This window comes from Pradoshia sp. Z3_51, from assembly GCF_058215915.1.
This window is the reverse complement of the sequence record NZ_JBZAJC010000016.1, coordinates 14,804-36,291: the sequence shown is the minus strand read 5'-3', so window position 1 is coordinate 36,291 and position 21,488 is coordinate 14,804. Positions and strand designations below refer to the sequence as shown.

General features: G+C 40.8%; 30 protein-coding genes. All 30 read left to right on the top strand.

Features of this window, described 5'->3' with window-relative positions; genetic code table 11:
• The first annotated feature begins 12 nt into the window (after positions 1 to 12).
• The 30 genes from rpoC (at position 13) to secY (ending at position 21,481) form a co-directional block, all read left to right on the top strand.
• A complete protein-coding gene (rpoC, locus tag AC4BHA_RS18055; protein ID WP_066103009.1) occupies positions 13 to 3,609 on the top strand; it encodes a DNA-directed RNA polymerase subunit beta' in 3,597 nt (1,198 codons plus the stop codon).
• Between the two features lie 175 nt (positions 3,610 to 3,784).
• Positions 3,785 to 4,033, top strand: a complete 249-nt coding sequence (locus tag AC4BHA_RS18050; protein ID WP_066103006.1) for a 50S ribosomal protein L7ae-like protein — start codon at positions 3,785 to 3,787, stop codon at positions 4,031 to 4,033.
• A gap of 102 nt (positions 4,034 to 4,135) precedes the next feature.
• Entirely contained in the window at positions 4,136 to 4,558 is a 423-nt protein-coding gene (gene rpsL / locus AC4BHA_RS18045; protein WP_049672552.1) for a 30S ribosomal protein S12, read from the top strand.
• Between the two features lie 44 nt (positions 4,559 to 4,602).
• Positions 4,603 to 5,073, top strand: coding sequence for a 30S ribosomal protein S7 (gene rpsG / locus AC4BHA_RS18040; protein WP_066103004.1), 471 nt, complete (start codon positions 4,603 to 4,605; stop codon positions 5,071 to 5,073).
• A 48-nt stretch (positions 5,074 to 5,121) separates the two neighbouring features.
• Positions 5,122 to 7,200 (top strand): elongation factor G, encoded by a 2,079-nt coding sequence (gene fusA, locus AC4BHA_RS18035; protein ID WP_066103001.1) that lies wholly within the window; start codon positions 5,122 to 5,124, stop codon positions 7,198 to 7,200.
• A gap of 123 nt (positions 7,201 to 7,323) precedes the next feature.
• On the top strand, positions 7,324 to 8,511 hold the full coding sequence (gene tuf / locus AC4BHA_RS18030) for an elongation factor Tu (RefSeq protein ID WP_066102999.1): 1,188 nt from the start codon (positions 7,324 to 7,326) through the stop codon (positions 8,509 to 8,511).
• 269 nt (positions 8,512 to 8,780) lie between these two features.
• On the top strand, positions 8,781 to 9,443 hold the full coding sequence (locus AC4BHA_RS18025) for a hypothetical protein (protein ID WP_066102996.1): 663 nt from the start codon (positions 8,781 to 8,783) through the stop codon (positions 9,441 to 9,443).
• Positions 9,440 to 10,690 (top strand): efflux RND transporter periplasmic adaptor subunit, encoded by a 1,251-nt coding sequence (locus tag AC4BHA_RS18020; RefSeq protein ID WP_490553537.1) that lies wholly within the window; start codon positions 9,440 to 9,442, stop codon positions 10,688 to 10,690. The genes AC4BHA_RS18025 and AC4BHA_RS18020 overlap by 4 nt, the downstream gene beginning before the upstream one ends.
• Positions 10,691 to 11,014: 324 nt before the next feature.
• Positions 11,015 to 11,323, top strand: coding sequence for a 30S ribosomal protein S10 (gene rpsJ / locus AC4BHA_RS18015; protein ID WP_066102989.1), 309 nt, complete (start codon positions 11,015 to 11,017; stop codon positions 11,321 to 11,323).
• Positions 11,324 to 11,367: 44 nt separating this feature from the next.
• Complete coding sequence (rplC, locus tag AC4BHA_RS18010) at positions 11,368 to 11,997, top strand: 50S ribosomal protein L3 (protein ID WP_066102983.1); 630 nt, start codon at positions 11,368 to 11,370, stop codon at positions 11,995 to 11,997.
• A gap of 26 nt (positions 11,998 to 12,023) precedes the next feature.
• Positions 12,024 to 12,650 carry a 50S ribosomal protein L4 gene (rplD, locus tag AC4BHA_RS18005; protein ID WP_066102980.1) on the top strand — a complete coding sequence of 209 codons (627 nt, stop codon included), beginning with the start codon at positions 12,024 to 12,026 and terminating at the stop codon, positions 12,648 to 12,650.
• Positions 12,650 to 12,934, top strand: a complete 285-nt coding sequence (rplW, locus tag AC4BHA_RS18000) for a 50S ribosomal protein L23 (protein ID WP_066102977.1) — start codon at positions 12,650 to 12,652, stop codon at positions 12,932 to 12,934. Before rplD ends, rplW begins: the two co-directional genes overlap by 1 nt.
• A gap of 26 nt (positions 12,935 to 12,960) precedes the next feature.
• Complete coding sequence (gene rplB, locus AC4BHA_RS17995; RefSeq protein WP_066102974.1) at positions 12,961 to 13,791, top strand: 50S ribosomal protein L2; 831 nt, start codon at positions 12,961 to 12,963, stop codon at positions 13,789 to 13,791.
• A gap of 60 nt (positions 13,792 to 13,851) precedes the next feature.
• Positions 13,852 to 14,130: a 30S ribosomal protein S19 gene (gene rpsS / locus AC4BHA_RS17990; protein ID WP_066102971.1), complete on the top strand. Its 279-nt coding sequence runs from the start codon at positions 13,852 to 13,854 to the stop codon at positions 14,128 to 14,130.
• Positions 14,131 to 14,150: 20 nt separating this feature from the next.
• On the top strand, positions 14,151 to 14,492 hold the full coding sequence (rplV, locus tag AC4BHA_RS17985; RefSeq protein ID WP_066102967.1) for a 50S ribosomal protein L22: 342 nt from the start codon (positions 14,151 to 14,153) through the stop codon (positions 14,490 to 14,492).
• A 3-nt stretch (positions 14,493 to 14,495) separates the two neighbouring features.
• Entirely contained in the window at positions 14,496 to 15,152 is a 657-nt protein-coding gene (gene rpsC, locus AC4BHA_RS17980; RefSeq protein WP_066102964.1) for a 30S ribosomal protein S3, read from the top strand.
• Between the two features lies 1 nt (position 15,153).
• Positions 15,154 to 15,588 (top strand): 50S ribosomal protein L16, encoded by a 435-nt coding sequence (gene rplP, locus AC4BHA_RS17975; RefSeq protein WP_066102961.1) that lies wholly within the window; start codon positions 15,154 to 15,156, stop codon positions 15,586 to 15,588.
• On the top strand, positions 15,578 to 15,778 hold the full coding sequence (gene rpmC, locus AC4BHA_RS17970; RefSeq protein WP_066102959.1) for a 50S ribosomal protein L29: 201 nt from the start codon (positions 15,578 to 15,580) through the stop codon (positions 15,776 to 15,778). The genes rplP and rpmC overlap by 11 nt, the downstream gene beginning before the upstream one ends.
• A gap of 21 nt (positions 15,779 to 15,799) precedes the next feature.
• Positions 15,800 to 16,063 (top strand): 30S ribosomal protein S17, encoded by a 264-nt coding sequence (rpsQ, locus tag AC4BHA_RS17965; protein ID WP_066102957.1) that lies wholly within the window; start codon positions 15,800 to 15,802, stop codon positions 16,061 to 16,063.
• 44 nt (positions 16,064 to 16,107) lie between these two features.
• Positions 16,108 to 16,476 (top strand): 50S ribosomal protein L14, encoded by a 369-nt coding sequence (gene rplN, locus AC4BHA_RS17960; protein ID WP_066102954.1) that lies wholly within the window; start codon positions 16,108 to 16,110, stop codon positions 16,474 to 16,476.
• Between the two features lie 39 nt (positions 16,477 to 16,515).
• On the top strand, positions 16,516 to 16,827 hold the full coding sequence (rplX, locus tag AC4BHA_RS17955; RefSeq protein ID WP_066102951.1) for a 50S ribosomal protein L24: 312 nt from the start codon (positions 16,516 to 16,518) through the stop codon (positions 16,825 to 16,827).
• Positions 16,828 to 16,853: 26 nt separating this feature from the next.
• On the top strand, positions 16,854 to 17,393 hold the full coding sequence (rplE, locus tag AC4BHA_RS17950; protein WP_066102948.1) for a 50S ribosomal protein L5: 540 nt from the start codon (positions 16,854 to 16,856) through the stop codon (positions 17,391 to 17,393).
• A 24-nt stretch (positions 17,394 to 17,417) separates the two neighbouring features.
• Positions 17,418 to 17,603 carry a 30S ribosomal protein S14 gene (gene rpsN / locus AC4BHA_RS17945; protein ID WP_490553529.1) on the top strand — a complete coding sequence of 62 codons (186 nt, stop codon included), beginning with the start codon at positions 17,418 to 17,420 and terminating at the stop codon, positions 17,601 to 17,603.
• Between the two features lie 29 nt (positions 17,604 to 17,632).
• The gene (gene rpsH / locus AC4BHA_RS17940; RefSeq protein ID WP_066102945.1) at positions 17,633 to 18,031 is read left to right on the top strand and encodes a 30S ribosomal protein S8; all 399 of its coding nucleotides are present in this window, start codon (positions 17,633 to 17,635) and stop codon (positions 18,029 to 18,031) included.
• A 33-nt stretch (positions 18,032 to 18,064) separates the two neighbouring features.
• Positions 18,065 to 18,601 carry a 50S ribosomal protein L6 gene (rplF, locus tag AC4BHA_RS17935; RefSeq protein ID WP_066102944.1) on the top strand — a complete coding sequence of 179 codons (537 nt, stop codon included), beginning with the start codon at positions 18,065 to 18,067 and terminating at the stop codon, positions 18,599 to 18,601.
• A gap of 32 nt (positions 18,602 to 18,633) precedes the next feature.
• Positions 18,634 to 18,996, top strand: a complete 363-nt coding sequence (gene rplR, locus AC4BHA_RS17930) for a 50S ribosomal protein L18 (RefSeq protein WP_066102942.1) — start codon at positions 18,634 to 18,636, stop codon at positions 18,994 to 18,996.
• Positions 18,997 to 19,019: 23 nt separating this feature from the next.
• Positions 19,020 to 19,520, top strand: a complete 501-nt coding sequence (rpsE, locus tag AC4BHA_RS17925) for a 30S ribosomal protein S5 (RefSeq protein WP_066102939.1) — start codon at positions 19,020 to 19,022, stop codon at positions 19,518 to 19,520.
• Positions 19,521 to 19,533: 13 nt separating this feature from the next.
• The gene (gene rpmD / locus AC4BHA_RS17920; RefSeq protein WP_066102935.1) at positions 19,534 to 19,716 is read left to right on the top strand and encodes a 50S ribosomal protein L30; all 183 of its coding nucleotides are present in this window, start codon (positions 19,534 to 19,536) and stop codon (positions 19,714 to 19,716) included.
• Positions 19,717 to 19,748: 32 nt separating this feature from the next.
• Positions 19,749 to 20,189, top strand: a complete 441-nt coding sequence (rplO, locus tag AC4BHA_RS17915; protein WP_066102932.1) for a 50S ribosomal protein L15 — start codon at positions 19,749 to 19,751, stop codon at positions 20,187 to 20,189.
• Positions 20,189 to 21,481: a preprotein translocase subunit SecY gene (gene secY / locus AC4BHA_RS17910; protein ID WP_066102930.1), complete on the top strand. Its 1,293-nt coding sequence runs from the start codon at positions 20,189 to 20,191 to the stop codon at positions 21,479 to 21,481. Before rplO ends, secY begins: the two co-directional genes overlap by 1 nt.
• The last annotated feature ends 7 nt before the right edge of the window (positions 21,482 to 21,488 follow it).

Genomic DNA, 21,488 nt, shown 5'->3' with positions numbered 1-21,488 from the left:
GAGGTAGGCCCCTTGTTGGATGTAAACAATTTTGAATATATGAAAATAGGCCTTGCTTCACCGGATAAGATTCGCTCTTGGTCTTTCGGAGAAGTGAAAAAGCCAGAAACTATAAACTACCGTACACTTAAACCTGAAAAAGATGGGTTGTTCTGTGAGCGCATTTTCGGTCCTACAAAGGACTGGGAATGCCACTGCGGTAAATATAAAAGAGTACGCTACAAAGGTGTAGTTTGTGACCGTTGTGGTGTTGAAGTAACTAGAGCTAAAGTGAGACGTGAGCGTATGGGCCATATTGAATTGGCTGCTCCGGTTTCTCATATTTGGTACTTTAAAGGAATTCCAAGCCGTATGGGTCTTTTGCTTGACATGTCTCCGCGTGCCTTGGAAGAAGTAATTTATTTTGCTTCTTACGTTGTTACAGAAGCAGGAGATACTGCTTTAGAGAGAAAGCAGCTTCTATCTGAAAAAGAATACCGTGCATACCGTGATAAATACGGCAACAAGTTCCAAGCTGGGATGGGTGCAGAATCCATTAAAAAGCTTCTTCAGGATATCGATCTTAACAAAGAGGTAGAATCCTTGAAAGAAGAGCTTAAAACAGCTCAGGGACAACGCCGTACACGTGCGATTAAACGTCTTGAAGTATTGGAAGCATTCCGTCATTCAGGTAACGAACCTTCTTGGATGATTCTGGATGTACTTCCGGTTATTCCTCCTGAGCTTCGTCCAATGGTTCAATTGGATGGCGGCCGTTTTGCAACATCTGACTTGAATGACCTGTATCGCAGAGTAATCAACCGTAACAATCGTTTGAAACGTCTGCTTGATTTAGGTGCTCCAAGCATCATTGTTCAAAATGAAAAGCGTATGCTTCAGGAAGCAGTTGACGCATTGATTGATAACGGTAGACGTGGCCGTCCTGTAACAGGACCTGGTAACCGTCCGCTTAAGTCTTTGTCTCATATGCTTAAAGGTAAACAAGGTCGTTTCCGTCAAAACTTACTCGGTAAACGTGTTGACTATTCTGGTCGTTCCGTTATCGTTGTAGGACCAAACTTGAAAATGTACCAATGTGGTTTGCCGAAGGAAATGGCAATCGAACTATTCAAGCCTTTCGTAATGAAAGAACTTGTTGAAAAAGGATTGGCTCATAACATCAAATCAGCTAAGAGAAAGATCGAAAGACATTCTCCTGATATTTGGGATGTGCTTGAAGAAGTAATTAAGGAGCATCCGGTTCTATTAAACCGTGCCCCGACACTTCACCGTCTAGGAATCCAGGCGTTCGAACCAACATTAGTTGAAGGTAGAGCTATTCGACTTCACCCGTTAGTATGTACAGCGTATAACGCTGACTTTGACGGTGACCAAATGGCTGTTCACGTACCTTTATCTGCAGAAGCACAAGCGGAAGCCCGTCTATTGATGCTAGCTGCGCAAAACATCCTTAACCCTAAGGATGGTAAACCGGTTGTAACTCCATCACAGGATATGGTTCTTGGTAACTATTATCTGACAATGGAAAGACCAGGAGCAGTTGGAGAAGGTATGATCTTCAACGACACTAATGAAGCAGTACTTGCCTATCAAAACGGATATGTTCACTTACACACTCGTGTAGCTGTTCATGCTAGCTCTTTAAATAACGAAACGTTTACGGAAGAACAGAATAAGCAATTATTGCTTACTACTGTTGGTAAATTGATATTCAATGAAATTCTTCCTGAAACTTTCCCTTATATTAACGAACCAACAAGATCCAATCTGGAAGAAAAAACACCAGAGAAATATTTTGTTGAAAAGGGAGCAAATGTGAAGGAGATCTTGGCGAATCGCGAAAGAATCCAACCATTTAAGAAGAAAATTCTTGGTAACATTATTGCTGAAGTCTTTAAACGTTTTAAAATAACTGAAACATCCAAAATGCTTGATCGCATGAAGGATTTAGGATTTAAATATTCGACTCGTGCAGGTATTACTGTAGGGGTTGCAGATATCGTCGTTTTACCTGAAAAACAAGAAATTCTTGAAAAAGCTCAAGGTAAAGTAGACAGTGTCATGAAACAATTCAGACGTGGTTTAATCACAGAAGAAGAACGTTATGACCGTGTTATCTCAATTTGGAGTGAAGCGAAGGATGATATCCAAAGTAAGCTAATGGCATCCTTACATCACTTGAATCCAATCTTTATGATGAGTGATTCCGGAGCCCGTGGTAACGCATCTAACTTTACGCAGCTTGCGGGTATGCGTGGATTGATGGCCAACCCGGCTGGTCGTATTATTGAGCTCCCAATCAAATCAAGTTTCCGTGAAGGCTTAACGGTATTGGAGTACTTCATCTCCACTCATGGTGCGCGTAAAGGTCTTGCCGATACAGCATTGAAAACAGCCGATTCCGGTTACTTAACAAGACGTCTGGTTGATGTTGCACAGGATGTTATCGTTAGAGAAGATGACTGTGGAACAGACCGCGGCTTAGAAGTAAGAGCTTTGAAAGATGGTACAGAAACGATCGAAAGCCTTGAAGAACGTCTGGTAGGACGTTATGCAAGGAAGAAAGTTAAACACCCTGAAACAGGCGAAGTTCTGATTAATGAGAACGAAATCTTCACTGAAGATCTTGCTCAAAAAATTGAAGAACTTGGTATTGAAGAAGTAACAATTCGCTCTGCATTTACATGTAACACTCGCCATGGTGTATGTAAGAAATGTTACGGACGTAACCTTGCAACTGGTCAAGAGGTTGAAGTTGGTGAAGCAGTCGGAATCATCGCTGCTCAATCCATCGGTGAACCTGGTACACAGTTGACAATGCGTACTTTCCATACAGGTGGGGTTGCCGGAGACGATATTACACAAGGTCTTCCGCGTATTCAGGAGTTGTTTGAAGCACGTAACCCTAAAGGGCAGGCAGTTATTGCTGAAATCGAAGGTACGGTTACAGCGATTAACGAAGTCCGTGACAAACAACAGGAAATCACAATTCAAGGTGCAGTGGAAAGCCGCTCTTATACAGCTCCGTACTCTGCGCGCTTGAAAGTGAATGTAAATGACACAGTTGTTCCTGGTCAGGAACTTACAGAAGGTTCTATTGATCCAAAAGAACTTCTTAAAGTTACAAATGTACGTTCTGTACAGGAATACCTGTTAAAAGAAGTGCAAAAAGTATACCGCATGCAAGGGGTAGAAATTGGCGATAAACACGTAGAGGTTATGGTTCGTCAAATGCTTAAGAAAATTCGTGTTATCGATGCCGGAGAAACCGATGTATTGCCAGGAACATTACTGGATATTCATCAGTTCACAAAAGCAAACCATGAGGCGTTGCTTCAAGGTAAAAATCCTGCTACGGGACGCCCGCTATTGCTTGGTATTACAAAAGCATCTCTTGAAACGGATTCCTTCCTGTCCGCCGCATCCTTCCAGGAAACTACTCGTGTCCTTACAGATGCAGCGATTAAAGGAAAACGTGATGAATTGCTTGGACTTAAAGAGAACGTTATTATCGGTAAGTTAATACCTGCTGGTACAGGTATGCATCGTTACCGTAAAGCTGTTCCGGTTCTAACTGAACAAAAGGAAGAAACGGTTCCAGCTGAGTAACCAATCTACATCAGAAGAGGTAGCCGGATGATCAATCCGGCTAATCTTCTGTATATATAAAGTAAATAAGGGTAACAAATTAATTTTTTTCGTGCGATTGTTGACATTTATGTTTTATAAATGGTACTATAGCAAAGGTGCTCCTATTAACCTGTTACTTTGGAGGATATTAATGATGTCTTATGAAAAAGTATCTCAGGCAAAGAACCTGATAATAGGGACGAAACAAACAGTGAAAGCTCTCCGAACAGGAAATGCCGAAACAGTTATTATTGCTCTTGATGCTGATTCAACAATCACATCAAAAGTAATTGATGCTGCTAAAGAGTATTCCGTTCCAATCGATTATGTAGACTCGATGAGGTTGCTCGGAAAAGCATGCAAAATAGATGTTGGAGCAGCAGCTGTTGTCATTATGAAATAGAAAACTGTTTTTGCAGTTGATGCAAAAACTTTGTTTTTACCCTTTTATGAACCACCTGGATGTGTGGGACTAGGGGAACCAATTTTGAAGGGAGGAAACATCATGCCAACTATTAACCAATTGGTACGTAAGCCACGTAAATCTAAAGAAGAAAAATCAAAGTCTCCAGCTTTGAATAAAGGTTACAACAGCTTCAAGAAATCCCAAACAAACGTATCATCTCCACAAAAACGTGGGGTATGTACTCGTGTTGGTACAATGACTCCAAAGAAACCAAACTCCGCGTTACGTAAATATGCGCGTGTACGTTTGACTAATGGAATCGAGGTTACTGCTTACATTCCTGGTATCGGCCACAACTTGCAAGAGCACAGTGTTGTATTAATCCGTGGAGGACGTGTAAAAGACCTTCCAGGGGTACGTTACCACATCGTGCGTGGCGCTCTTGATACTGCAGGCGTTAACAACCGTATGCAAGGTCGTTCTAAATACGGTACGAAAAAACCTAAAGCAGCTAAAAAATAATTTTAAAATCAAAATAATTACTTCTTTGAAAGGAGGAACAAAATATGCCTCGTAAAGGACCTGTTTCAAAAAGAGATGTATTACCTGATCCGATATATAATTCCAAGCTTGTAACAAAATTGATCAACAAAATGATGATCGATGGAAAAAGAGGGACTTCCCAAAAAATCCTTTATGCTTCTTTCGATATCGTAAGAGAGCGTACTGGTAACGATCCAATGGAAGTTTTCGATCAAGCTTTAAAAAATATCATGCCAGTTCTAGAAGTTAGAGCACGCCGTGTAGGTGGAGCTAACTACCAAGTACCAGTTGAGGTTCGCCCTGACAGACGTACTACTCTAGGACTTCGTTGGTTAGTAAACTATGCTCGTCTTCGTGGTGAAAAAACTATGGAAGAGCGCTTAGCTAACGAAATCATGGATGCAGCTAATAACACTGGCGCTTCTGTTAAGAAACGCGAAGATACACATAAAATGGCTGAAGCTAACAAAGCTTTCGCTCACTATCGTTGGTAAAATCAAAACTACTAAAAATCTATATCCACAAGGAAGGAGAAAGACCCAATGGCTAGAGAGTTCTCCTTAGAAAAAACTCGTAATATTGGTATCATGGCTCATATCGATGCTGGTAAAACGACGACTACTGAGCGCGTTCTTTACTACACAGGTCGTATCCACAAAATTGGAGAAACTCATGAAGGTGCATCACAAATGGACTGGATGGAGCAAGAACAAGAGCGTGGAATCACGATCACATCTGCTGCAACAACAGCAGCTTGGAAAGAACACCGTGTAAATATCATCGACACACCAGGACACGTAGACTTCACAGTTGAAGTTGAACGTTCCCTTCGTGTACTTGATGGTGCGGTAGCAGTACTAGATGCACAATCCGGTGTTGAACCACAAACTGAAACAGTTTGGCGCCAAGCTACAACTTACGGAGTACCACGTGTTGTTTTTGTTAACAAAATGGACAAAATCGGTGCGGATTTCTTATACTCCGTAAAAACTTTACATGAACGCCTTCAAGCGAATGCACACCCAATTCAGATACCAATCGGTGCTGAAGATGACTTCGAAGCAATCATTGACCTAGTGGAAATGAACGCAGTATTCTATGGTAACGACCTTGGTACTGATATCGAAGTTCGTGAAATTCCTGAAGAGCACATGGCAATAGCAGAAGAATACCGTGAGAAGTTAATAGAAGCAGTAGCAGAACTTGACGAAGAATTAATGGAAAAATACCTTGGCGGTGAAGAAATCACTAAAGAGGAATTGAAAGCAGCTATCCGTAAAGGTACTGTAAACGTTGAATTCTACCCAGTTATCTGTGGTTCTGCATTCAAAAACAAAGGTGTTCAGTTAATGCTAGATGCTGTAATCGACTACCTTCCATCTCCATTAGATGTACCTGCAATCAAAGGTATTCTACCGGATACAGATGAGGAAGTTGAACGTCATGCTGATGACAGCGAGCCATTCTCTGCGCTTGCTTTCAAAGTTATGACTGACCCTTATGTTGGTAAATTAACATTCTTCCGTGTATACTCTGGTACTTTGAGCTCCGGTTCATACGTACAAAACTCTACTAAAGGAAAACGCGAGCGTGTAGGACGTATCCTGCAAATGCATGCGAACTCCCGTCAAGAGATCTCAGAAGTACACGCTGGGGATATCGCCGCTGCTGTAGGTCTAAAAGATACTACAACTGGAGATACTCTATGTGAAGAAAAGAACCTGGTTATCTTGGAATCCATGGAATTCCCTGAGCCAGTTATCTCTCTTTCAATTGAACCTAAATCTAAAGCAGACCAAGACAAAATGTCTACTGCTCTTCAAAAGCTTCAAGAGGAAGATCCAACTTTCCGCGCTCATACTGACCAAGAAACTGGTCAAACTATCATCGAAGGTATGGGTGAGCTTCACTTAGATATTCTTGTTGACCGTATGCGTCGTGAGTTTAAAGTAGAAGCTAATGTTGGTGCACCTCAGGTTGCTTACCGTGAGACTTTCCGTACACCTGCACAGGTTGAAGGTAAGTTTGCTCGTCAATCCGGTGGACGTGGACAATACGGTCACGTTTGGATCGAGTTCTCACCTAATGAAGAAGGTAAAGGCTTCGAATTTGAAAATGCTATCGTTGGTGGTGTAGTACCACGTGAATACGTTCCTGCTGTACAAGCTGGTCTAGAAGACGCTCTTGACCGCGGTGTACTTGCTGGCTACCCATTAATCGATATTAAAGCAAAACTATTTGATGGTTCTTACCATGACGTTGACTCCTCTGAGATGGCATTTAAAGTAGCAGCATCTTTAGCACTTAAAAATGCAGCGAAAAAATGTAATCCCGTTATCCTTGAGCCAATGATGAGCGTTGAAGTTGTTATCCCTGAAGAGTACATGGGTGACATCATGGGTAATATCACAGCTCGTCGTGGACGTGTAGAAGGTATGGAAGCACGCGGTAACGCACAAGTTGTACGTGCTATGGTACCTCTATCTGAAATGTTCGGTTACGCAACAACATTGCGTTCCAACACTCAAGGACGTGGCGTGTTCTCTATGACTTTCGATCACTACGAAGAAGTTCCTAAGAGCATCGCTGAAGAGATTATCAAAAAAAATAAAGGTGAATAATTGATTTTCATTCTTTATTAAAGTATAACTACTTATGTAAGCCAAGATAGAAGACATTGTCAACTGTCTTGGCACATAGTATAAAATAACAATTTTCTTATATTAAAGGAGGAAATTCCTAAAATGGCAAAAGCTAAATTTGATCGTTCTAAACCACATGTTAATATCGGAACAATCGGTCACGTTGACCATGGTAAAACAACTTTAACAGCTGCAATCACTTCTGTACTTGCAAAAGTAGGTGGAGCTGAAGCTCGCGCTTACGACCAAATCGATGGTGCTCCAGAAGAAAGAGAACGTGGTATCACAATCTCTACTGCACACGTTGAGTATGAAACTGAAACTCGTCACTATGCACACGTTGACTGCCCAGGACACGCTGACTATGTTAAAAACATGATCACTGGTGCAGCACAAATGGACGGCGGTATCTTAGTAGTATCTGCTGCTGACGGCCCAATGCCACAAACTCGTGAGCACATCCTTCTTTCTCGTCAAGTAGGTGTACCTTACCTTGTTGTATTCATGAACAAATGTGACATGGTTGATGACGAAGAACTTCTTGAACTAGTTGAAATGGAAATTCGTGACCTTCTTTCTGAATACGAATTCCCTGGCGATGATATCCCAGTAATCAAAGGTTCTGCTCTTAAAGCTCTTGAAGGAGAAGCTGAGTGGGAAGAAAAAATCAACGAGCTTATGGCTGCTGTTGACGAATACATCCCAACTCCAACTCGTGACACTGACAAACCATTCATGATGCCAGTAGAGGACGTTTTCTCTATCACTGGTCGTGGAACAGTTGCTACTGGCCGTGTTGAACGTGGTCAAGTTAAAGTTGGTGACGTTATCGAAATCATCGGTCTTGCTGAAGAACCAAAATCTACAACTGTAACAGGTGTAGAAATGTTCCGTAAGCTTCTTGATTACGCTGAAGCTGGTGACAACATCGGAGCTCTTCTTCGTGGTGTAGCACGTGAAGAAATCCAACGTGGACAAGTACTTGCTAAACCAGGTACTATCAACCCACACACAAAATTCAAAGCAGAAGTTTACGTATTGTCTAAAGAAGAAGGCGGACGTCACACTCCATTCTTCTCTAACTACCGTCCACAATTCTACTTCCGTACAACTGACGTAACTGGTGTTGTAAACCTTCCAGAAGGAACTGAAATGGTTATGCCTGGAGACAACATCGAAATGTCTGTTGAACTAATTGCTCCAGTTGCGATCGAAGAAGGAACTAAGTTCTCTATTCGTGAAGGCGGACGTACAGTAGGCGCAGGCGTAGTTGCTAGCATTACTGAATAATTCTTACTTATTAAAACAGGCGGGTGTACAACCGCCTGTTTTTTTGTTTTGTTTTTTCCTGCGAAATGTGGGAAGTTGGATACGTTAATTTGTTCATATTAGGATTCATTCCCCAGCAAATATCTACCCTTATCTATTAATACAACCTCATATACACAATTCTCCACGCTGTTTACAAAAAATTGAAATTATTTAACACCCATAAACTTCCTACGATGTAAAAAATCAGATACAATAGATATATGCAAATTTTTAGTGGGGGACAAAGGATGATAGGAACGTTAAAATCTATGCTTCACCCTCGAGAAACAAACATCGAGATGAGAAGCGTAATGACAAAAACTCATTACATACTTTGGTTTGGTGGATTACTTCTATTTAGTACGATTTTATTTGGGGTCTATGGATATCTAGGGTTGGGCAGCGAAAACTTGTCAGTATATATGGAGACTGTAAAAGAAAACAGATGGGAAATGACCAAGGTTTTATACTTCATTGGCAAACTAGCTGCTGGTCTCTTATATCCGTTATTATTCACACTATATTTTACAGTACTATTTTGGATCGTATTTGAGGACCTCTCATTTCGAGGAGTGTGGAAGCTTCAGCTTATTCCTTTAATAGTGATGCTCATAGCGAAAACAATAGAACTAATATTTATGCTGTTACTCAGGGTACCTGAACACTCATCACCATTTAGTCTAGGGATCATGACGCAAATGCTAACACCACAGATCTTTTGGGTAGAATTAGCTGCAAATATTACTATATTTGTACTGTTGGCAGGCTATCTTCAATATCGAATTTTCCACAAGTCACTTGATTATAGTAAAAAGAGAGTGATTATAACTGTATCATTATCCTGGATAATATATATATTGCTGGATGGTGCAACGGATACATTATTTAGAATCATGAAGGTGATTATATGAATTTTAGCCTTAGGGAGAAAAAATGGTCTCTTGTATCCTTAGCTGTATTTTTATTTATACTTACAAATACCATTATTATTTACAAAATAGATAAAATTGATCGTACAGTCCTTATTACAGACCCTTATATCACGAAAAAAGGTACATTAAAGGAAACGCTTCAAACGGAAGGGAAGGCTGAGCCTTCTGAGATATATAAGATTTATTATGAAGAACCTAGAGGGATGCTCGATGAGATCCTGGTGGAAGAGGGAGAGGATGTCCAAGTAGGAACGCCATTGCTAACCTACATTATAGATAACGATAGCAGCGATGTTATAAAACAATTAGAAAATGCTAACAAACGTCTCTCTATGAAAATAGATAAATTAAATGAAGATATATCCGTGCTCCAGTCAGAAGTCCAAGAGTATGAAAGCTTGCAGACTGTTGAAGAAGAGGAGAAAGAACCGGATTTAGATAACACACGAATATTGGAGTATGAGATAAAAAACATAGAATATGAAATTAAGATGATCGAGCTGCAAATTGAGGATAATCAAACACAGATAGATATGGCCAACAGTGCTGAAGATCAAATTACAATAGAAAGTAAAATTGATGGAACTATTGTGCATAGGAATGATTTTAGCAGAACAGCAGATAATCCGTTATTGACTATTATGAATCAAGCCTCTTTAGTAGTGGACGTTTTGGTTGGGGAAGATGACATCCAGCGAATAAAACTGGATCAGGAGGTCATCATTAAACCAAAGCATTTGGATTCAAAATTGATTACTGGCAAGGTAATAAAAATAAGTGATGTTCCGTTTAGTGAGGATCATAAGAAAGATAAAAGCTTCTATAATATATCGATTCAACCAGAAAATCTAAGTGAATCATCAGAAGAAAGTACAGAGAGTCAGATTTTAATCGGATCACATGTGGCTGCTGATATCACATTGAAGGAACTTAACAATGTAGTAGTTCTTCCAAAGAAAACTTTGGCAGGAAATCATGTGGTGCTTCTTGAAAAGGGAAAGCTGAAACAAAAAAAGATTACGGCAGGATTAGAATTCGATGAAAAGGTAGCCGTAACCAAAGGGCTTAAAGAAAAACAACGTATACTTCCTGCAGCTGATGCGAGCATTAAGGGTGATACAAGGTACATAAAATTCGTGGACTTTGATCACATAAATAAGAAGGCTTATAAACAATTTAATAATGAAGAGAGATTGTGGTTACTGGCACGAGGTCTCATACAATAATCAGTTGGTGAGTGGTGAGAGAGGAACAAGCTTCCCTCTCTTTTGTTATTTACATGTAAGAGAAAGCTAGTATATTTATGGAAAGAAGAACGATAACTTGAAAAAGTAGAAGTGAGATTGTATACTAATATTCGTGTGATAGAAGAAATTATTTTTAACTGTTGCATACCCAGAAAGTATAATGTATAATAGACAATGTTGGTCTTTTCATTGCGATGATGTGGAAGGTTGCTGACACACCCGGCCGCTTTGCCATGGCGCGTGTGTAAGGAGATTTCCACGGAGAATGTCTATTACAAAATAGGCGATAAAGGAGGGAAAATAATGGCAAAACAAAAGATTCGCATTCGTTTAAAAGCATATGATCACAGAATTCTTGATCAATCTGCTGAGAAAATTGTAGAAACTGCAAAACGTTCTGGTGCAGCTGTTTCCGGTCCGATTCCACTTCCGACTGAGAAAAACGTGTACACGATCCTACGTGCGGTTCATAAATACAAAGATTCTCGTGAGCAATTCGAAATGCGCACACACAAACGTCTAATCGACATTGTAAATCCTACACCACAAACTGTAGATTCACTAATGCGTTTAGATTTGCCGTCTGGCGTAGATATCGAAATCAAATTATAATCGTTCTATAAAAATAAAAAAGAAAACACTAGGAGGTGTGACTCATGACCAAAGGAATCTTAGGTAGAAAAATCGGTATGACTCAAGTATTCGCTGAGAACGGTGAACTTATCCCGGTAACAGTTGTTGAAGCAGTACCAAACGTTGTTCTTCAAAAGAAATCTGTTGAAAATGATGGCTACGAAGCTATCCAACTAGGTTACGAAGATCTTCGCGAAATGCTTTACAACAAACCACAACAAGGACACGCTGCTAAAGCGAACACTGCTCCTAAGCGCTTCGCTCGCGAAATTCGCGATGCAGATCTCAATAACTATGAGGTAGGTCAAGAAGTCAAGGTAGATCTTTTCGCTGAAGGCGAAATCGTTGATGTAACAGGAATCTCAAAAGGTAAAGGTTTCCAAGGACCAATTAAGCGTCACAACCAATCTCGTGGCCCAATGTCTCACGGATCTCGTTACCATCGTCGTCCTGGTTCAATGGGACCAGTTGCTCCAAACCGCGTATTCAAAGGCAAAAAACTTGCTGGACGTATGGGTGGAACTCAAATCACTGTACAAAACCTTGAAATCGTTAAGGTTGATGCAGAACGTAACGTAATCCTTATCAAAGGTAACGTTCCTGGACCTAAAAAAGCTTTACTTAAAATCAAAAGCGCGGTTAAAGCGAACTAATCTATCGAGAAAGGAGGAAAATCGCAATGCCGAAAATTGCTCTTTTAAACCAAGCTGGTTCTCAAGTAGGCGATATCGAGCTTAACGAATCAGTATTTGGTATTGAACCAAATGAGAGTGTTGTAACTGAAGCAATCCTTATGCAAAGAGCGTCTTTGCGCCAAGGAACTCATAAAGTTAAAAATCGTTCTGAAGTAAGTGGCGGTGGCCGTAAACCATGGCGTCAAAAAGGAACTGGACGTGCTCGTCAAGGTTCTATCCGTTCCCCACAATGGCGTGGTGGTGGTGTGGTATTCGGACCAACACCAAGAAGCTACTCTTACAAACTTCCTAAGAAAGTACGTCGTTTAGCTATTAAATCTGTACTTTCCGCTAAAGTGAACGAAGAAAACGTAATCGTTCTTGATGCTTTAACTTTTGAAGCACCAAAAACTAAAGAATTCACAGCTGTATTAAAAGGCTTGAATACTGAAAACAAAAAAGCGTTGATCGTAACTGCGGATGTAGACGAAAACGTTGCACTTTCCGGTCGTAACATTCCGGGAGTAACAATCGTTGAAGCTAACGCTATTAACGTATTGGATGTTGTAGGGCATGAGAAGTTAATCATGACTAAAACAGCTGTTGAAAAAATAGAGGAGGTGCTTGGATAATGGAAGCACGTGATATTATTAAGCGCCCCGTCATTACTGAAAGCTCAGCTGACATCATGGCCGATAAAAAATACACTTTTGAAGTTGACGTAAGAGCTAATAAAACTCAAATCAAAGATGCTGTTGAAGAAATCTTTGAAGTTAAAGTTGAAAAAGTTAACGTTATGAACTACAAAGGTAAATTCAAACGCATGGGTAAACATGCTGGATATACAAACAAACGCCGTAAAGCGATTGTTAAACTAACTGCTGATAGCAAAGAAATCGAATTCTTTGAAGCATAATTTCTAAAGAAAAGGAGGGACACAACATGGCGATTAAAAAGTATAAACCTACCAGTAATGGTCGTCGCGGAATGACTGTTTCCGATTTCGCTGAAATTACAACGGATCAACCGGAAAAATCATTATTAGCACCTTTACACAGAAAAGGTGGCCGTAACAACCAAGGTAAGTTAACTGTTCGTCATCAAGGTGGCGGTCACAAGCGCCAATACCGTATCATTGATTTCAAACGTGATAAAGATGGCATTCCAGGACGCGTTGCTACTATCGAGTACGATCCAAACCGTTCTGCTAACATTGCACTAATCAATTATGTTGATGGGGAAAAACGTTACATTCTTGCTCCGAAAAACTTGGTGGTAGGCATGGAAATCATGTCTGGACCAGAAGCGGATATCAAAGTAGGTAATGCTCTTCCATTAATTAATATCCCAGTGGGTACTGTTATCCACAATATCGAGTTGAAACCTGGCAAGGGAGGACAATTAGTTCGTTCTGCAGGTACTTCTGCTCAAGTTCTAGGTAAAGAAGGACGCTACGTACTAGTACGTCTTAATTCCGGAGAGGTTCGTATGATACTTGCTACTTGCCGTGCAACAATCGGTCAAGTTGGTAACGAGCAACACGAACTTATCAACATCGGTAAAGCGGGACGTTCTCGTTGGTTAGGTAAACGCCCTACTGTACGTGGTTCTGTAATGAACCCAGTAGATCACCCACACGGTGGTGGTGAAGGTAGAGCACCTATCGGACGTAAGTCTCCAATGACTCCATGGGGCAAACCAGCTCTTGGATTCAAGACTCGTAAAAAGAAAAACAAATCAGACAAATTTATTGTTCGTCGTCGTAAAAAATAACGCGGTTGTACTACGGTTCGCGTGTAGAACCGTAGAGCAATCACGAAGGGAGGCACAAACATGGGTCGCAGCCTAAAAAAAGGACCATTTGTTGACGATCATCTCATCAAGAAGGTTGAAGCATTGAATGAAGCTGACAAGAAACAAGTTATCAAAACTTGGTCAAGACGTTCTACAATCTTCCCACAATTCATCGGACACACAGTTGCTGTATACGATGGACGCAAACACGTACCAGTTTATGTAACGGAAGACATGGTAGGCCACAAGTTCGGTGAATTCGCACCAACTCGCGCTTACAAAGGTCATGCCGGAGACGATAAGAAAACAAGACGTTAATCAGAGAGGAGGGCATAAATATGCAAGCAAAAGCTGTTGCTAGAACAGTTCGTATTGCTCCTCGTAAAGCTCGTTTAGTATTAGATCTAATCCGAGGTAAGCAAGTAGGCGAAGCAGTTGCTATTCTTAACTTAACTCCGAAAGCAGCTTCCCCTGTTATCGAAAAAGTATTAAAATCTGCTGTTGCAAACGCAGAACACAACTACGATATGGACGTTAACTCGCTTGTCATTTCTGAAGCCTATGCTAACGAAGGACCAACACTTAAACGTTTCCGTCCACGTGCAATGGGTCGTGCAAGCGCGATTAACAAACGCACAAGCCACATCACAATCGTTGTATCAGAAAAGAAGGAGGGATAATCCGTGGGTCAAAAGGTAAATCCGGTCGGTATGCGTATCGGGATCATCCGTGATTGGGAATCCAAATGGTTCGCAGAAAAGGACTACGCTAAACTTTTGCACGAAGACATTAAAGTACGTGAGTACATTATGAAACGTCTTCACGATGCATCTGTTTCTAAAATCGAAATCGAACGTGCTGCAAACCGCGTGAACATTTCTATCCACACTGCAAAACCTGGTATGGTTATCGGTAAAGGTGGTACAGAAGTTGAAGCGCTTCGTAAAGCACTTAATCAATTAACTGAAAAACGTGTTCACATCAACATCATTGAAATCAAGAGAGCTGATTTGGACGCTAAATTAGTAGCGGAAAATATCGCGCGTCAATTAGAAAACCGTGTATCTTTCCGTCGTGCACAAAAACAAACTATCCAACGTGCAATGCGCGCTGGTGCAAAAGGTATCAAAACTCAAGTATCTGGACGTTTAGGTGGAGCTGATATCGCTCGTGCTGAACACTACAGTGAAGGAACTGTTCCACTTCATACTCTTCGCGCTGACATCGACTATGCTACAGCAGAAGCGGACACTACTTACGGAAAGCTTGGAGTAAAAGTATGGATCTATCGTGGAGAAGTCCTTCCTACCAAGAAGAAGTCTGTGGAAGGAGGAAAATAATATGTTATTGCCTAAACGCGTAAAACATCGCCGTGAACACCGCGGAAAGATGAGAGGCCGTGCAAAAGGCGGTACAGAAGTAGCATTCGGTGAATACGGTCTACAAGCTCTTGAGGCTTCTTGGATCACAAACCGTCAAATCGAAGCAGCTCGTATCGCAATGACTCGTTATATGAAACGTGGCGGTAAAGTTTGGATTAAAATTTTCCCTCACAAACCATACACTGCAAAACCTTTAGAAGTACGTATGGGTTCCGGTAAAGGGGCACCTGAAGGTTGGGTAGCAGTAGTAAAACCTGGTAAAATTATGTTCGAAATCGCTGGAGTATCTGAAGAGGTAGCACGTGAAGCCCTTCGTCTTGCAGCTCACAAACTTCCAGTAAAATGCAAGTTTGTAAAACGTGAAGAAATTGGTGGTGAAGCAAATGAAATCTAATGAGATCCGTGATTTAACCACTGCCGAAATAGAACAAAAACTTAAAGCACTTAAAGAAGAGCTTTTTAACCTTCGCTTCCAGCTTGCTACAGGACAATTAGAAAATCCTGCACGTATTCGTGAAGTTCGCAAAGCGATTGCACGTATGAAAACAGTTGTACGTGAAAGAGAGCTCAACGTAAACAATTGATAATGAGAGGAGGTTCACACAATGAGTGAACGCAACCAGCGCAAAGTATACACTGGCCGTGTTGTTTCTGACAAAATGGATAAAACAATCTCTGTTGTCGTTGAAACAAAGAAAACACATCCTTTGTATGGCAAACGCGTGAAATACTCCAAAAAATATAAAGCTCATGATGAAATGAATGAAGCAAAAGTTGGCGATATCGTTAAGATTATGGAAACTCGCCCATTATCCGCAACTAAACGCTTCCGTTTAGTAGAAGTTGTAGAAAAAGCGGTTATCATTTAATATAAATGTTTCGGATTTAGTAATTCCGAAGGGAGGTTACGCAGATGATTCAACAGGAATCTCGTTTGAAAGTAGCTGACAACTCTGGTGCTCGTGAAGTACTTACAATCAAAGTTCTTGGCGGTTCCGGTAGAAAAACAGCTAATATTGGTGATGTAATCGTATGTACGGTCAAACAAGCAACACCAGGAGGCGTTGTTAAAAAAGGTGACGTTGTGAAGGCAGTTGTTGTTCGTACTAAACGCGGCGTTCGTCGTACAGATGGTTCATACATTCGATTCGACGAAAATGCATGCGTGATTATTCGTGATGACAAGAGCCCTCGTGGAACACGTATTTTTGGACCTGTTGCTCGTGAACTTCGCGACAGCAACTTCATGAAAATCGTTTCACTAGCTCCTGAAGTTCTTTAATAAACAGTGATATAGACTTTTCAAGGAGGTGCGAATCTCGTGCATGTAAAAAAAGGTGATAAAGTAGTAGTCATCTCCGGCAAGGATAAAGGGAAACAAGGCGTAGTTCTTGAAGCATTCCCTAAGAAAGATCGTGTTCTTGTTGAAGGTGTAAATATTGTAAAGAAACACGCTAAGCCTTCTCAAGCGAACCCACAAGGTGGTATTTTCGAACAAGAAGCAGCGATTCATGTTTCTAACGTTATGATTATTGATCCTAAGACTGGTAACCCTACTCGTGTAGGCTATCAAACAGTCGACGGCAAAAAAGTACGTGTAGCAAAAAAATCAGGTGAATCTTTAGATAAATAAGTCATAAACGAAGGGAGGTACAACAAGTGAACCGCCTTAAGGAAAAATATCAAAAAGAAATTACTCCTGCTCTAATGAGCAAGTTTGAATACAATTCAGTAATGCAAGTTCCTAAACTTGAAAAAATCGTTGTGAACATGGGTGTCGGCGATGCCGTTTCAAACGCGAAAGCATTGGACACTGCTGTAGAAGAATTAGCAACTATCACTGGTCAAAAACCAGTTGTAACTAAAGCTAAGAAATCTATCGCTGGTTTCCGTCTTCGTGAAGGCATGGCAATCGGTTGTAAAGTAACTCTACGCGGAGAGCGTATGTATGAGTTCCTTGATAAATTGATTGCAGTTTCCCTACCACGTGTACGTGACTTCCGTGGAATCTCCAAAAAAGCATTCGACGGTCGTGGTAACTACACATTAGGTGTTAAGGAACAGTTGATTTTCCCTGAAATCGACTACGATAAAGTAAACAAAGTCCGCGGCATGGACATTGTTATCGTAACGACAGCTAATACTGACGAAGAAGCTCGTGAGCTTCTAACTCAATTCGGAATGCCATTCCAAAAGTAATCGCTAAATAAGGGAGGCGAAAAAGTGGCTAAGAAATCAATGATCGTGAAACAACAACGTACACCAAAGTTTAAAGTACAAGAGTACACACGTTGCGAACGCTGCGGCCGTCCGCATTCTGTATACCGCAAATTTAAACTTTGCCGTATTTGTTTCCGTGAACTAGCATATAAAGGACAAATTCCAGGCATTAAAAAAGCTAGCTGGTAAAACCCGAAAACGGGAAGGAGGTTATCATTGTGGTAATGACAGATCCAATTGCAGATTTGCTAACTCGCATTCGTAATGCGAACATGGTTCGTCACGATAAATTGGAAGTTCCAGCTTCCAAAATGAAAAAGGATGTAGCTGATATCTTGAAACGTGAAGGTTTCATCCGTGACGTAGAATTTATTGAAGATAATAAACAAGGTATCTTGCGTATCTTCTTAAAATATGGTGCTAACAACGAGCGCGTAATTACTGGTATCAAACGTATCAGTAAACCAGGTCTTCGTGTATACGCAAAAGCAGGAGATGTTCCTCGCGTATTAAACGGTCTTGGAATCGCAATCGTATCTACTTCTCAAGGTGTTATCTCTGATAAAGAAGCACGCGCTAAGAAAATTGGCGGAGAAGTAATCGCGTACGTATGGTAATAAACATTTCACTGATGAATGGAGGTGCACGAAATGTCCCGCGTAGGTAAAAAACCTGTAGAAATTCCAGCTGGAGTTACAGTTACTTTGAACGGAAATACAGTAACTGTTAAAGGACCAAAAGGTGAATTGACTCGTACTTTTCACTCTGATATCGAAATCAAAGTTGAAGATAATATCGTAAATGTATCCCGTCCAACTGATGAAAAACTTCATCGTTCATTGCACGGTACTACACGCGCTATCATCGCTAACATGGTTGAAGGTGTCTCCCAAGGCTTCGAAAGAAATCTTGAGTTAATCGGGGTTGGTTATCGTGCTCAAAAACAAGGTAAGAAACTTGTATTGAATGTAGGATACTCTCACCCAGTTGAGATCGAACCAGAAGAAGGAATTGAAATTGAAGTTCCTGCTAACACAAAAATCACAATCAAGGGTACTGACAAGGAGCGCGTTGGAGCTTTAGCTGCTAACATCCGCGATGTACGTCCTCCTGAACCTTACAAAGGTAAAGGTATCCGTTATGCTGGCGAACAAGTTCGTCGTAAAGAAGGTAAAACTGGTAAGTAAAGGCCCTAAAGCTTAGGAAAGGAGTGTCGTAAATGATCACGAAGGCTAACAAAAACGCTACTCGTAAGAAAAGACATGCACGTGTCCGCGCTAAATTAGCGGGTACACCGTCTCGTCCGCGTTTAAATGTTTTCCGATCCAATAAGCACATTTATGCACAGCTTATTGATGATGCTAATGGTGTTACTTTAGCTAGTGCATCAACACTTGATAAAGAAATTAGCCTTGAGTCCACTAGTAACGTGGATGCAGCTAAAAAAGTTGGCGAAGTAATCGCTAAACGTGCTGTAGAAAAAGGTGTTTCCGAAGTTGTTTTTGACCGTGGAGGATACTTATATCACGGACGTATACAAGCACTTGCAGATGCTGCACGTGAAAACGGATTACAATTCTAATAGACAAAGGAGGGACATATTAGATGCGTCGTATTGATCCAAATAAATTAGAACTTGAAGAACGCGTAGTTACAGTCAACCGCGTAGCGAAAGTTGTTAAAGGCGGACGTCGTTTCCGTTTCACAGCGCTAGTGGTTGTCGGAGATAAAAATGGGCATGTAGGATTCGGTACTGGTAAAGCACAAGAGGTGCCAGATGCAATCCGTAAAGCTGTTGAGGATGCGAAGAAAAACCTGGTTACTGTACCAATGGTTGGAGTTACAATTCCTCATGAAGTAATCGGACGTTTCGGATCTGGTGAAATCTTAATGAAGCCAGCTTCTGAAGGTACTGGAGTTATCGCTGGTGGACCAGTTCGTGCCGTGCTTGAATTAGCAGGTATCGCTGATATCCTTTCCAAATCTCTAGGCTCTAACACACCTATCAATATGGTACGTGCTACTATTGATGGCATTAAACAAATGAAAAGTGCGGAAGAAGTTGCAAAATTGCGCGGTAAATCTGTAGAGGAACTGTTAGGATAAGGAGGGAAATCAAATGGCTAACAAATTAGAAATTACCCTCACGCGTAGCTTAATCGGTCGTCCTGAAGATCAACGCGTAACAGTAAATACTCTTGGTCTTAAAAAAATGCACCAAACTGTAGTGCATAACGACAATGACGCTATTCGCGGTATGATTAACAAGGTATCTCACCTTGTTACTGTTAAAGAAATCTAAGCTTACTAACGTTTATATAAGGAGGTGCCAGCATGAAACTTCATGAATTAAAACCTGCAGAAGGTTCTCGTAAAGAACGCAAACGCGTAGGCCGCGGTATTGGTTCAGGTCATGGTAAAACTGCCACTAAAGGACACAAAGGTCAAAACGCCCGTTCCGGCGGTGGAGTAAGACCAGGATTTGAAGGGGGTCAAACTCCTTTATTCAGACGTTTACCTAAACGCGGATTTACAAACATTCATCGTAAAGAATACGCAGCAGTTAACCTTGAAAAATTAAATCGCTTTGAAGATGGTACTGAAGTAACACCTGAATTGTTAATCGAAACAGGTGTTGTGAAAAGCGAAAAAGCAGGAATCAAAATTCTTGCAAAGGGTAACGTAGAGAAAAAATTAACAGTTAAAGCACACAAATTCTCTGCAGCTGCTAAAGAAGCGATTGAAGCCGCAGGCGGTAAAACTGAGGTGATTTAATGTTCCGTACATTGCGTAATTTCATGCGAGTGAAAGATATCAGGAATAAAATTCTCTTTACTCTTGCAATGCTGGTTATCTATCGCATCGGGTGCTTTATACCTGTTCCCGGTGTGAATGCAGACATTCTTGCAATGAACGATGAGTTAAGTGTATTTGGAGTTTTGAACTTCTTCGGTGGTGGAGCTTTAAGTAACTTCTCTATCCTTGCAATGGGGATCATGCCATATATTACGGCTTCGATCATCATCCAGCTATTGCAAATGGATGTAGTTCCTAAATTTGCAGAATGGGCAAAGCAAGGTGAAGTTGGAAGGCGTAAATTAGCTCAGTTTACCCGCTATGGAACCATAGTTCTTGGATTTATTCAAGCACTTGGAATGTCATATGGTTTTAATAACATGGCTAATGGAGCTTTGATTGATAATCCAGGAATTACGACATATCTGTTAATAGCTACTGTATTAACAGCCGGTACCGCATTTCTATTGTGGCTCGGTGAACAAATCACTTCTAAGGGAGTAGGAAACGGAATTTCGATCCTTATCTTCGCGGGTATCGTATCGGCAATTCCTTCTACGCTCAACCAGGTTTATGCATCCATGTTCGAAGATGCTGGAGATGCATTATTCCTTAATATAGCAATTGCTGTATTGATTGTACTTGCAATCATCGCTGTAGTTGTTGGTGTAATATTTATTCAACAGGCAAACAGAAAAGTACCTATTCAATACGCTAAGCAGGTTTCAGGTAAAAGTCCAGTCGGTGGACACAACACACATTTACCTTTAAAAGTAAACTCTGCTGGTGTTATTCCGGTTATCTTTGCAGTTTCCTTTATTATTACTCCGCCAACAATTGCATCATTTTTCGGTGAGAATAGTGTAACAACATGGATTACTAAAACATTTGATTACACACAACCCGTTGGAATGATCCTTTACGTTGCTTTGATTATTGCATTCTCCTATTTCTATGCTTTTATTCAGGTTAATCCGGAGCAATTGTCTGAAAATCTGAAGAAGCAAGGTGGATATGTACCAGGAATACGTCCAGGCAAAGCCACTCAGGAATACTTCACGAGAGTATTATACCGATTGACTTTTGTTGGGGCTCTATTCCTTTCATTCATCGCAGTGCTTCCTGTAATATTTATCAAGCTAGGCAATCTTCCATCATCTGCCCAAATAGGTGGAACGAGTCTCTTGATTATAGTTGGGGTAGCCTTGGATACAATGAAGCAATTAGAATCGCAACTTGTAAAAAGACATTACAAAGGTTTTATTAAATAAAAGGTTT

Coding starts and splice junctions, on each gene's coding strand:
- rpmD (WP_066102935.1), top strand. CDS start 19,534: ATGGCTAACAAATTAGAAATTACCCTCACGCGTAGCTTAATCGGTCGT.
- rplR (WP_066102942.1), top strand. CDS start 18,634: ATGATCACGAAGGCTAACAAAAACGCTACTCGTAAGAAAAGACATGCA.
- rpsQ (WP_066102957.1), top strand. CDS start 15,800: ATGAGTGAACGCAACCAGCGCAAAGTATACACTGGCCGTGTTGTTTCT.
- rplC (WP_066102983.1), top strand. CDS start 11,368: ATGACCAAAGGAATCTTAGGTAGAAAAATCGGTATGACTCAAGTATTC.
- rpmC (WP_066102959.1), top strand. CDS start 15,578: ATGAAATCTAATGAGATCCGTGATTTAACCACTGCCGAAATAGAACAA.
- AC4BHA_RS18025 (WP_066102996.1), top strand. CDS start 8,781: ATGATAGGAACGTTAAAATCTATGCTTCACCCTCGAGAAACAAACATC.
- secY (WP_066102930.1), top strand. CDS start 20,189: ATGTTCCGTACATTGCGTAATTTCATGCGAGTGAAAGATATCAGGAAT.
- rpsS (WP_066102971.1), top strand. CDS start 13,852: ATGGGTCGCAGCCTAAAAAAAGGACCATTTGTTGACGATCATCTCATC.
- fusA (WP_066103001.1), top strand. CDS start 5,122: ATGGCTAGAGAGTTCTCCTTAGAAAAAACTCGTAATATTGGTATCATG.
- rplW (WP_066102977.1), top strand. CDS start 12,650: ATGGAAGCACGTGATATTATTAAGCGCCCCGTCATTACTGAAAGCTCA.
- rplB (WP_066102974.1), top strand. CDS start 12,961: ATGGCGATTAAAAAGTATAAACCTACCAGTAATGGTCGTCGCGGAATG.
- rpsG (WP_066103004.1), top strand. CDS start 4,603: ATGCCTCGTAAAGGACCTGTTTCAAAAAGAGATGTATTACCTGATCCG.
- rplF (WP_066102944.1), top strand. CDS start 18,065: ATGTCCCGCGTAGGTAAAAAACCTGTAGAAATTCCAGCTGGAGTTACA.
- rplV (WP_066102967.1), top strand. CDS start 14,151: ATGCAAGCAAAAGCTGTTGCTAGAACAGTTCGTATTGCTCCTCGTAAA.
- rplD (WP_066102980.1), top strand. CDS start 12,024: ATGCCGAAAATTGCTCTTTTAAACCAAGCTGGTTCTCAAGTAGGCGAT.
- rpsJ (WP_066102989.1), top strand. CDS start 11,015: ATGGCAAAACAAAAGATTCGCATTCGTTTAAAAGCATATGATCACAGA.
- rpsE (WP_066102939.1), top strand. CDS start 19,020: ATGCGTCGTATTGATCCAAATAAATTAGAACTTGAAGAACGCGTAGTT.
- tuf (WP_066102999.1), top strand. CDS start 7,324: ATGGCAAAAGCTAAATTTGATCGTTCTAAACCACATGTTAATATCGGA.
- AC4BHA_RS18050 (WP_066103006.1), top strand. CDS start 3,785: ATGTCTTATGAAAAAGTATCTCAGGCAAAGAACCTGATAATAGGGACG.
- rplP (WP_066102961.1), top strand. CDS start 15,154: ATGTTATTGCCTAAACGCGTAAAACATCGCCGTGAACACCGCGGAAAG.
- rpsL (WP_049672552.1), top strand. CDS start 4,136: ATGCCAACTATTAACCAATTGGTACGTAAGCCACGTAAATCTAAAGAA.
- AC4BHA_RS18020 (WP_490553537.1), top strand. CDS start 9,440: ATGAATTTTAGCCTTAGGGAGAAAAAATGGTCTCTTGTATCCTTAGCT.
- rplN (WP_066102954.1), top strand. CDS start 16,108: ATGATTCAACAGGAATCTCGTTTGAAAGTAGCTGACAACTCTGGTGCT.
- rplO (WP_066102932.1), top strand. CDS start 19,749: ATGAAACTTCATGAATTAAAACCTGCAGAAGGTTCTCGTAAAGAACGC.